We start from the raw sequence: 690 nt of genomic DNA on the forward strand, positions 1-690 counted from the left end.
CCTCGGGCATGCCTTTCAGACCGTCGGTCACGGCGATCAGGATGTCGTGAACGCCGCGCGTCTTCAGATCGTTGAACACCTTCATCCAGAATTTGGCGCCCTCGGTACTCTCGATCCATAGACCCAGGATATCGCGCGTGCCGTCAGGCAGCACGCCCAGCGCCAGATATACCGCCTTGTTGCGCACCACTGCATCCTCGCGAATCTTGACCCGTAGTGCGTCGAAGAACACGACCGGATACATCGGCTCGAGCGGCCGCGCTTGCCAGGCGGTCACCTCGGCCATGACCTCATCGGTCACGGAGCTGATGAAGTCCGGCGAGACCTCGGTGCCGTATTGCTCCAACAGGAAGCCCTGAATCTCGCGTACGGTCATACCCCGGGCATACATGGCGACGATCTTGTCGTCGAAGCCCGTAAAGCGGCGTTCGTGCTTGGGAATCAGGATGGGTTCGAAGCTGCCATCCCGGTCACGCGGCACCTCAATACGGATCGGGCCATCCTCAGTAAGGACCGTCTTGGCACCCCGGCCGTTTCGCTGATTCGTGACGTTGGCTGGCTTGGCCGCACCGGACGGGTAGCCGAGATGGTGATTCATCTCGCCGCCCAGAGCGCGCTCGATCAGAGCCTTCTTGAGCGCCATCGTTGCTGAATTGATGGTTTCAGCCGTCATTGGACCGCTGCCAAACT

At 60.7% G+C, this 690-nt stretch carries 1 protein-coding gene; it reads right to left on the reverse strand.

What is annotated here, in order from left to right:
- On the reverse strand, positions 1-690 hold a 690-nt coding region (locus tag QCE63_RS35530; protein ID WP_309839945.1), incomplete at both ends, for an IS256 family transposase.

Source organism: Caballeronia sp. LZ065 (assembly GCF_031450975.1).
Taxonomy (GTDB): Bacteria; Pseudomonadota; Gammaproteobacteria; order Burkholderiales; family Burkholderiaceae; genus Caballeronia.